The organism is Dysgonomonas sp. 521, assembly GCF_010501055.1.
Classification (GTDB): domain Bacteria; phylum Bacteroidota; class Bacteroidia; order Bacteroidales; family Dysgonomonadaceae; genus Dysgonomonas.
This window is the reverse complement of record NZ_QVMO01000118.1, coordinates 1-9352: the sequence shown is the minus strand read 5'-3', so window position 1 is coordinate 9352 and position 9352 is coordinate 1. Positions and strand designations below refer to the sequence as shown.

Genomic DNA, 9352 nt, shown 5'->3' with positions numbered 1-9352 from the left:
AACAGGATCGTGCGCTGAAATATCTTCATCAATCCTACCAGGAAAAAGTAGCGTTTGATTGGGTATGTACGGACGAAAATGTATCTTTGACATAATAATTTTTTGAATACCTGAAGTTAGCAATACTTTAGGAAATAGCAAAGACCGAGCTTGGGAAAGTTCGGCCTTTGTGCGTAAAAAAGAGGGCATGTCTATTTTGACACACCCTCTTATTTTGTGATTTTAACCTATCTTGCTCATTTTATAAATTCTTAATCCATTCTCGATATCTTTCCGCTGCCCGAAATGGATTGCTCTATTCTAGGGTCGCCTTTATATTTTACGCTTCCGCTTCCGGATATGCTTACATCCAGATATTTGTTAGCGTGTACAAAGAAGTCTCCGCTACCTGATACCGAGCATTTAACCGAGTCGGCAATCAGTTCTGTAGCCATCACTTTGCCACTGCCCGATATCCTGCTGTCTATATTGGTCGCTTTGCCTGTTAGGGTAATATCTCCCGAACCAGAAACTCTGGTAAACAGTGTGTTACATGTGATGTTGTCGGCTGTGATGTTGCCGCTTCCTGATACAGAGATGTTTAGGTCGGAAGTTTCGAGTTTACCCACAAGGTGTGCTTTTATAGATCCGCTTGCACTGATCTTGTTTAGGGTAGAAGAATTTGTATATACTTTATACTTTGTAGGGCTGATGTTTTCTTTGCTTTTGAGGATCAGGGCGTCTCCGTCTGTTTTTACGATTAGCAGAGGGAAGATATTCTCATCTGTTTCGATACGGATATAGGGGGAGCCTGCTTTCTGTTCGTAGACAAGTTCACAGCCTCCGCTAAAATCTATTGATTTGTAGTCGGATATGCTGACTTCGTTTTCTACGATGGTTCCATTTCCTCTTACAGTGTTGAATGCGCAGGACTGGAATGCAAGGACTAATAAACTAATGCTGATTGTGTACAAAATTGATTTCATATCTGTAATTATTAAAATTGTTGTTTTATAGATATGACGACATAAACTTTATTTTGGTTACAGAAAAATCAAAAAAAATTAAATAATTTTTAGAGTCTGTTTAAATTTTATAGCAAATCTTTTTTATAGCCATTTTTAGATGTATTTTATCATTTTTGCTAGCCGAACCAACGGTCAGCGGAGCTAATTAGCGGGCTAAACCAAGAGTAAAAAGGGTATTGAAAATCGGCGGAGCCAAAAATACGGTAAAAAGAGCATAAAAAAATTGCTAAGAACTATTGACCTGAACTTGTAATAAAAATTTTCGCTAAAATTTAAACAGGCTCCTATTTTTGATAAAAAATATGACCAATAAGAGCCACCCTGCAATCATAAATATACCGCCTAATGGCGTTACCGGACCTAAAAATCTGAGGTTGATATTCCAATACTCCGAAAAAGCCAGAAAGTAAATGCTGAACGAGAACAGGAAGACTCCTGCCATAAGGCAGATAGCAGACCATTTTTCGATGGATGATGTGAAAGTCAGTGTGAGCCCCATTATCAGCAGTACTATGGCATGATACATCTGATACCGTGCTCCTGTATCGAAGCTTATCAGCTTATCGGGAGATAGTATTTTCTTAAAGGCATGTGCACCGAATGCCCCCAGTATGACTGAGAGCATTCCGTATATACCTGCAACAACCAAAACGAATTGTTTCATTCTCTTTCTTCTAATGTTGTATATTTCCGTATCTCGGCAGCATTTTTGTATGCCGGACGGATGATACGTTTTTGTTTAAAGTTCAGTTCTTCTATACGATGGGCGCTCCATCCTACGATACGCGCCATAGCAAACAGCGGCGTATAGATTTCCTGAGGCAGTCCGATCATATCATATACAAAGCCTGAGTAAAAGTCCACATTGGCGCAAACCTGTTTGTTCACATTCTTTCCCTTCATTTCCATAAAGTTGTAGATCGCACGCTCTTCAAGCAGGCTGTAGAAGTTAAATTCCGCTTCCCGCCCTTTTTCTATAGCGAGGTCTTTAGCCATCTCTTTGAGCAGTACCGTGCGTGGGTCTGATATGGTGTATATGGCGTGGCCGATACCATATATAAGGCCCGTATGGTCGTAAGCTTCCTTGTTTAGTATTTTGCGGAGGTAGTTGTCTATTTCCTCTACGCTGGTCCAGTCCTTCACGTTGTTTTTGATGGTTTTCATCATGTCTATCACTTTCAGGTTTGCACCCCCGTGCAAAGGCCCCTTGAGTGAACCTATTCCCGCGGCTATAGCCGAGTATGTATCTGTGCCGGTGGAACTGGTAACGCGTACCGTAAAGGTAGAGTTGTTTCCTCCCCCGTGGTCGGCATGCACCATTAACGCTAAATCTAATATTTTGACATCCAACGGTGTATAGTGATGTCCTTTCATCATATAAAGGAAGTTTTCGGCAAGCGAAAGGTTCGGCTGCGGATGTCTGATGTGTAACGACCTTCCCTGATCGTGCCTCAATGCATTGTGGGCGTATGCTACAATGGTAGGGAATGTAGCTATCAGGTTAACCGATTGCTTGATAAGGTTTTCCGGTGTGGTGTCGTCCGGATTTTCGTCGAAGGTATATAGTTCAAGCACACATCTTGACAGGTAGTTCATAATGTCTTTCCCTACCAGGTCTAATATGTGCATCACGATCTTCGGGTTCAGATCCATAGTGCAACTCATTATGTCGGAAAACTCTTTCAGTTCCTCCTTGTTTGGCAAGTTTCCCGACAGGATGAGGTAAACTACTTCTTCAAATCCCAGCCTGTCATCTTTCTGTGCACCTTTCACTATATCTTCGAGGCTGATTCCCCTGTAGATGAGCCTTCCGGGTATCGGGGTCAATTTACCATTCTCACCGCGTTCATACCCTACTACGTCTCCTACTTTCGTTAATCCTACGATTACACCTGTGTGGTCTTCGTTGCGCAGCCCACGTTTGACATTATAGGACTTGAACAGATCATTATCGATACTACACGATGCTTCTATCGTTTTCGATATTTTATTTATCATTTCATTACCTTTCAGTCTTTCCATAGTGTATGCTTTTAATTGTTACAATGTTGTTTCTTTATAAACAAAAATTTAACGTGAACGGTTCTGGATATAGATATGTTTTAGAATGTTATATCGCAATTTCGTTCGGTGTCGTCAATTTTTGTCCCTAAATTTTTATAAAACGCTATTGCAGGTTCGTTCCAGTCGGATACCTGCCATCTGAGACGGTTACACTTTGTCTGCCTTGCATGATCCATTACTTTGTTTATAAGCAAAGAGCCGAATCCTTTTCCCCTGTATTTCTCTCTGATATACAGATCGTCCATATACAGGGATTTACCTACCCATGTATAATATGCAAAGAAAAAAGTGACATATCCTATTACTTCATTATTTTCATCACGGGCTATAAACCCATGAAAATAATCCTTTTCAGCCTTCATCTTCTCCTCCGAATTTGTCATTTTTTCGGGAAGCTTTTCGAATGTCGCAAATTCTAAGAATAGAGCGACAAGTTCTTTAAAATCTTTTTCTTCAATCGGGTTGATAGTTGGTTTCATTCAAAAAAAGTGACAAAAGTGACGTTTTTACTTGTTTCTCTTTGTTTCCTTATTTTATGAGCGATAAGTAATCGAAGATTTATTAGGCTCTGTCTGTTTTTATTTCAAATGCAGGAGGCTCAATAGCTTGTCATCCCATGCCTGACACGGGATCCCCTAAAAAATGGATACTTATAATGAGGGGCTTGAGGGTCAAGCCCGCAATGACAACTGCTCTTTTTTCCTTTTGAGACAGCTTCGTTTATAGGGTTTCGCTTTCGGGCGTATGCAATATACCCCTACAGACCTTCTATAGCGGTTGGACAATTTGATGTGTTCGTCCTGCAACCTCTACAAAGTTATAAATATATAATTTATAATTATTTAGAAACTGTTTAAATTTTAGCGAAATATTTTATAATAAGAAACAGGCTCTTAGTAACTGTTTAAATTTTATACGAATATTTTATTATACCTTTTTCTTCGTTCATTTTTAGTCTGTTTTAGTCTGTTTTTTCCTTTCTCTCAACTCAAATAGCCCGCTATTATCGTTTCGAGGAAGAAAAAAAGCATCTCTAAAACATCTCTAAAAATTTGAACGAATAAAATTTAAACAGTTACTTAAAGATCAAATAACATTCTAACCGATTTGCTATAACATTCTAACAGACTCTAAAATTATCCTCCGAAATTAGATTTTATATAGTCCTGCAAATCGAAATCTTTTTTCATCTCAGGCTTGCCTATTTCCTTGGCGTCGCTATTTATCATCAGCTGCTTCTTTTCCAAAACAAGTTTATCTATAAAAGAACAGATTTCGCTCAGGTTGTCGCTCATCGGTTTGCCTGCAATCTCATGGGCTGCATTCTCCACTTTATAGAAATAGTACGGGGTATTCATATTATCCAGTTGAGCGGCAATATGCTTCGACCCGTAGAATCCAATACGGTACATCTCTATTTTATCGTAAGGAACGTTGCTGTCCGCGTCTCCGTGGAACATCTGGATAGGAGAGGGGAGTGTCTGCCATTTTAGGTCGCCGTTTGTACTGAAAATGGCACCGGCGAAGGCGATTGTTCCCGCATAATTGAAGTTTTCGGGTAATCTTTCGGTTAATTTGGTCTTGTTACATATTTCGTATTCGCCATGCAAAACGGCGATCGCACCCGCGCTGGAGCCATTGGTTATAATTGCGTTTTTTTGTATATTCCATTCATCGGCATGGTTAACTACAAATGTAGTGGCGTCAAAGAGGTCTTCCACCGCCATCGATATACTATTGTTCAGCGATACGGCAAAGCGCATCGGATCCATTTGCGTGCCGTCCCCTATGTTTTTCATACCCAGTCGGTAATCGATGGATATGACGTTGTATCCTTTGAGTACAAGCTGTCTGAAATAGTGTATATATCCCTTATCGTCGCGTTTCCCTCCGGCAAATCCTCCGCCGAACATGAAGATAATACACGGCCCGGCTTCTGTTATCGCCTCATTTTTCCGGCTATATTTATCTAGTCGCAACGAGTCTCCATCTTTTACCGAATAAACGTATGTTTGCTTATCCAGACTGTCATCGGCAAATATTCCGGTGCTGACAAAAAGGGAGATCAATAATAATGTAATCGTTCTCATAACGGTCAATTTTTAATTTGATGGTTTGTTACTTGTTATAGTAAGAGCCTGTTTAAATTTTAGCGAAAATTTTATTACAGGTTCAGGTCAAAAGTTCTTAGCAATTTTGCTATAAAATTTAAACAGATTCTAACAGGTTACGGCTTTATTTAATGCGTTATTTTGTATAATAGTTCTTTCAGCAGTTCCCCATCGGAGGTAGAAGTGTTGTCCACGCCTTTCGACTTTGCGTCATAGGTGCGTAGCAAACTTATAATTTCCATAGACTTAAAGGCATTGTAATTCTTAAGGGCTGCAACATAATCTCTGGCCTGATACGGATTTCTGAGCCCCAGTTCGGCTGCGATGCCCTGCTCGGTTTTGTTTTTTGCCCAATAGCAAATCATCAGGTTGCTGAAAAAGTTGAAAAGTACCGACATGGTCATTATCATCGGGTTATTCTTCGGGTTCTTTTCGAAATAATCTGCGATCTGGTTTACTTTGAATATATTTTTATGGATAATGGCATTCAGCAGCTCAAAGTTATTGAAATCCTTGCTGATTCCGATATTTTCTTCAATCAGTTCGGCTGTAATTTGCCTTTGTCCCTGCGGAATAGCTATCAGGAGTTTAGCGATCTCATTCGTGAGTTTACTCAGGTCATTTCCCAGATAGTCGGAAAGCATTTGGGCAGACTTCTGGTCTATCCCCAATCCCTTAGACTGGATGTAGGACAGGATAAAGGCCGGCATTTTGTATTCGGGTATTTTCTTCGATTCGAATACTGCCCCGTTTTTATCTATCTCTGCATATAGCTTTTTGCGCTTATCCAGCGTGCCGTTCTTATAATTTAAGACAAGGATGGTCGATTGGAGCGGATTTTTGACGTACACTTCCAGTTCTTCTATCTTGCTTAGGTTCTGGGCTTCTTTTATTACGATAAGTTGGTAGTCGGACATCATGGGGTAGCTGCGCGCCATTGTTATTACAGACCTCACGTCCGTCTCCATCCCATACACTATCGTTTGGTTGAAATCCCTTTCTTCTTCGGGCAATACCGTATTGGCAAGCATATTGGTGAGCTCATCGATATAATAAGGCTCATCGCCCATAAAGAGATATACAGGCCGGTATTTTTTAGTTTTTATTTCTGTTACTATCTGCTCAAAGGTTACCATAGTTCAAAGCGCAGATGTTTTACTGTTTCCCCATTGTTAATGAGTGTCCTTAAAGATTCGATGCCGACTATGACATGATCTTCTACAAAGTTCTTAGTCACTAGGTTATCACTTTTTTCTGTTTTCACACCATCCGAAATCATTGGCTGGTCGGATACAAGCAGCAGGGCGCCTGTTGGAATCTGGTTGGCAAAGCCGCATGTGAAAAGAGTCGCGGTTTCCATGTCCACAGCCATTGTACGTATTTTGCGGAGGTATTCTTTGAAAGTCTCGTCATGCTCCCATACCCGGCGGTTTGTTGTATATACGGTGCCAGTCCAGTAGTCACGGTTGTGGTTGCGGATGGTGGACGATACAGACCTCAACAGGCTGAATGCGGGTAAAGACGGTACTTCCGGCGGGAAGTAGTCGTTCGATGTACCTTCGCCCCTGATAGCGGCAATAGGCAATATGTAGTCTCCCAGGTTGTTATGTTTTTTTATCCCGCCGCACTTTCCTAAAAAGAGTACAGCCTCCGGTTCTATAGCACTGAGCAAATCCATTATAGTTGCCGCGTTGGCGCTTCCCATACCGAAGTTGATAATGGTGATTCCTTCAGCCGAAGCGTTTGGCATATTACCATCCAGCCCTAAAATAGGCACATTGAAGTGATTGGCAAATACTTCTACGTATTTGGCAAAGTTGGTCAATAGTATATGCTTGGTAAATTGTTCGAGCGGTCTCTTGGTGTAGCGTGGCAGCCAATTTTCTACAATTTCTTGCTTTGTTTTCATATTAGTTCTACTTTTGTTTAACTATAAAACAAGTACTCTCCTGTATTGTTTGATATACAGATTTAACAAAGGTAACAAATGTTGGAGTTAAATTTACCCCCTTTCGACATAAATGTAAAAAAAACGGATGGAAAACTATCTGTCCTAGACCCTTTGCGCCGCAAGTATGTGGCGTTGACACCGGAAGAATGGGTAAGGCAGCATTTTGTGAATTTTTTGTTAACAGAGAAAGGCTATCCTGCGGCTTTGCTGGCCAATGAGGTACAAATCAGCCTGAATAAGCAGAGCCGGCGTTGCGACACGGTCGTTTATGACCGTACGCTTACTCCTCTGATGATTGTGGAATATAAAGCGCCCGAGGTGGCTATCACCCAGTCCGTATTTGACCAGATAGTCAGGTATAATATTGTATTGAGAGTTAAATACCTAATCGTGTCGAACGGATTGAGCCATTATGGTTGTGTAATGGATTATGAGAACAATACATTCTATTATCTGCCTGATATTCCGGATTATAAAGAGTTGTAGATTAGAGGATACTCAAAATCAGCACTGCGTAGGGCGTATTACATACGCCCGCTTGTCAAATCCTTTTTAATTTTCGAAAATACGGCTGCGAGCCAGCATACATGCGCCGATAACGCCCGCTGTGTCTTTCAATGAGGATATTACCATCTTCGAATCCTTGTTTACTAGGTTTAGGGAATACTTGCGGACAGCGGTTTTTATGGGCTCCATAATGTAATCGCCGACTACGGAAACCGTGCCGCCTATAATGACCATCTCAGGATTGAAGATATTGATAAGCCCGGCTATATTTTCTCCAAGTTTTTGCCCTATCTCTTCCACCAGACTGATGCATAAGACATCTTCCCTCGACACGGCGTCCAGAATGTCATCCAGTGTTACCTGTTCCCGATTTAATATCCGCTGCGATAGCAGGGAGGTAGCCCCTCCGTTTACCATTTCTATCAGCCGCCTGTGCATAGCCAGTCCGGAGGCTTCTGTTTCCAGGCATCCCTTCTTGCCACAGTGGCACAATATTTCGTTATTGTAGACTTTTACGTGGCCAAATTCGCCTGAAAAGCCCGATTTCCCGCTGTATACCTTCCCGTCTATAATGATTCCGACAGCTAATCCCCAGCTGATGTTTACGAAGACCACATTCTTTTCGTTTTTCACGCTTCCGGCCATAAATTCGCCGTAGGTCATCGCGCGGGTATCGTTATCTATCGTAACAGGATAGCCTATTTTCTCTTTCAGTACCGATGACAGAGGTTTCTCTTCGAAGAAAAAAACGCTGTAGCTGTACCCCGTCTGAGGGTTTACCCGTCCCGAAATGTTAATGTCTATATTTAGTATTTTACTTTTATCTATCTCCTGTGTATTGATAAAGTCTTTTACTATCATGCACATATCATCGAGCGCTTCGGGTGTATTGCTAAATTGGTAATCCACCCCGGTTTTGAGGTCTACTATCTCCCCTTTGAAGTTTATCATCCCGATATTGATACCTGTTTGCTTGATATCTACTCCTATAAAATAGCATGCTTCGGGATTCAGCCCGTATAGGTTAGGGTACCTCCCCTCAGATGTTTCCAGTTTCCCGTAATCGGTAATAAAACCTTCTTCGCACATTTCCCCTATGAATTTGGTAACGGTGGGGATGCTCAGGTCTATGTCTTTCGATAATTCAGTTAGAGTGGAACTTCCGGTATGTATATAGTGATTGATGATCCTTTTTTTGACAAGTGCGCTTTTAACACCTTTTTCGACTTCCTCCAGTAATTTCTTATTCATATTTTGCAATTTTAGGCAAGTCTATTGCCTATATTTTGCAAAATTACACCAATCTTTTGTTATATCAATGACGTTGTATAATAATATTTTTTTATAGAATCAGCTTGTTTTATTGGGATGTTATATTTCTGCGTAAGTATATTAAAGTTTATATCCAATAAAGCATTGTGTATTTTATTTATGCGAATCAAGGAATAAATTATCTATATGGGAGCGAAGTGTCTGTAAATTCTAGCCCGAAGGGCTTAATCTTCATAACCGCAGGTCACCAACCCAATGTTATCAACCTAAGGCTGAAATAAGACGGGTTTTCAGCCTCGTTTATTATCAATAACCGCGTCAAGTATTATTTCTGTCATGTACTAACAATAGTTCGTTATAAAAACAGCTTTTTTAAGCGGCAATAGTCCCATATTGTTTTAGTTCATTAATTATCCGCTTATTTTTTTTAGAGTTTGGGT

Annotated in this window: 9 protein-coding genes; 1 reads left to right on the top strand and 8 read right to left on the bottom strand. The window is 40.7% G+C overall.

Features of this window, described 5'->3' with window-relative positions; genetic code table 11:
* Positions 1 to 251: 251 nt before the first annotated feature.
* The 7 genes from D0T84_RS20075 to D0T84_RS20045 form a co-directional block, all read right to left on the bottom strand.
* Positions 252 to 965, bottom strand: coding sequence for a head GIN domain-containing protein (locus tag D0T84_RS20075; protein WP_163309635.1), 714 nt, complete (start codon positions 963 to 965; stop codon positions 252 to 254).
* Between the two features lie 307 nt (positions 966 to 1272).
* A complete protein-coding gene (locus D0T84_RS20070) occupies positions 1273 to 1671 on the bottom strand; it encodes a DUF423 domain-containing protein (RefSeq protein WP_163309634.1) in 399 nt (132 codons plus the stop codon).
* Positions 1668 to 3029: a citrate synthase gene (locus D0T84_RS20065; RefSeq protein WP_163309633.1), complete on the bottom strand. Its 1362-nt coding sequence runs from the start codon at positions 3027 to 3029 to the stop codon at positions 1668 to 1670. The genes D0T84_RS20070 and D0T84_RS20065 overlap by 4 nt, the downstream gene beginning before the upstream one ends.
* Positions 3030 to 3109: 80 nt before the next feature.
* Positions 3110 to 3550 carry a GNAT family N-acetyltransferase gene (locus D0T84_RS20060; protein WP_163309632.1) on the bottom strand — a complete coding sequence of 147 codons (441 nt, stop codon included), beginning with the start codon at positions 3548 to 3550 and terminating at the stop codon, positions 3110 to 3112.
* Between the two features lie 657 nt (positions 3551 to 4207).
* On the bottom strand, positions 4208 to 5161 hold the full coding sequence (locus tag D0T84_RS20055; RefSeq protein ID WP_163309631.1) for a S9 family peptidase: 954 nt from the start codon (positions 5159 to 5161) through the stop codon (positions 4208 to 4210).
* A gap of 149 nt (positions 5162 to 5310) precedes the next feature.
* Positions 5311 to 6318, bottom strand: coding sequence for a DNA polymerase III subunit delta (holA, locus tag D0T84_RS20050; RefSeq protein WP_163309630.1), 1008 nt, complete (start codon positions 6316 to 6318; stop codon positions 5311 to 5313).
* Positions 6312 to 7091: an AMP nucleosidase gene (locus D0T84_RS20045; protein ID WP_163309629.1), complete on the bottom strand. Its 780-nt coding sequence runs from the start codon at positions 7089 to 7091 to the stop codon at positions 6312 to 6314. Before D0T84_RS20045 ends, holA begins: the two co-directional genes overlap by 7 nt.
* A gap of 78 nt (positions 7092 to 7169) precedes the next feature.
* On the opposite strand from D0T84_RS20045, the gene D0T84_RS20040 reads away from it, so the two are divergent.
* Positions 7170 to 7619, top strand: coding sequence for a type I restriction enzyme HsdR N-terminal domain-containing protein (locus D0T84_RS20040; RefSeq protein ID WP_163309628.1), 450 nt, complete (start codon positions 7170 to 7172; stop codon positions 7617 to 7619).
* 66 nt (positions 7620 to 7685) lie between these two features.
* Here D0T84_RS20040 and D0T84_RS20035 read toward each other — a convergent pair whose 3' ends face one another.
* Positions 7686 to 8891 (bottom strand): ROK family transcriptional regulator, encoded by a 1206-nt coding sequence (locus tag D0T84_RS20035; RefSeq protein WP_163309627.1) that lies wholly within the window; start codon positions 8889 to 8891, stop codon positions 7686 to 7688.
* Positions 8892 to 9352 lie beyond the last annotated feature (461 nt).

What these genes read in the sequence shown, in the direction of transcription:
- D0T84_RS20040 (WP_163309628.1), top strand. Translation starts at nt 7,170, where the DNA reads ATGTTGGAGTTAAATTTACCCCCTTTCGACATAAATGTAAAAAAAACG.
- D0T84_RS20045 (WP_163309629.1), bottom strand. Translation starts at nt 7,091, where the DNA reads ATGAAAACAAAGCAAGAAATTGTAGAAAATTGGCTGCCACGCTACACC.
- D0T84_RS20065 (WP_163309633.1), bottom strand. Translation starts at nt 3,029, where the DNA reads ATGGAAAGACTGAAAGGTAATGAAATGATAAATAAAATATCGAAAACG.
- D0T84_RS20035 (WP_163309627.1), bottom strand. Translation starts at nt 8,891, where the DNA reads ATGAATAAGAAATTACTGGAGGAAGTCGAAAAAGGTGTTAAAAGCGCA.
- D0T84_RS20075 (WP_163309635.1), bottom strand. Translation starts at nt 965, where the DNA reads ATGAAATCAATTTTGTACACAATCAGCATTAGTTTATTAGTCCTTGCA.
- D0T84_RS20055 (WP_163309631.1), bottom strand. Translation starts at nt 5,161, where the DNA reads ATGAGAACGATTACATTATTATTGATCTCCCTTTTTGTCAGCACCGGA.
- D0T84_RS20070 (WP_163309634.1), bottom strand. Translation starts at nt 1,671, where the DNA reads ATGAAACAATTCGTTTTGGTTGTTGCAGGTATATACGGAATGCTCTCA.
- D0T84_RS20060 (WP_163309632.1), bottom strand. Translation starts at nt 3,550, where the DNA reads ATGAAACCAACTATCAACCCGATTGAAGAAAAAGATTTTAAAGAACTT.
- holA (WP_163309630.1), bottom strand. Translation starts at nt 6,318, where the DNA reads ATGGTAACCTTTGAGCAGATAGTAACAGAAATAAAAACTAAAAAATAC.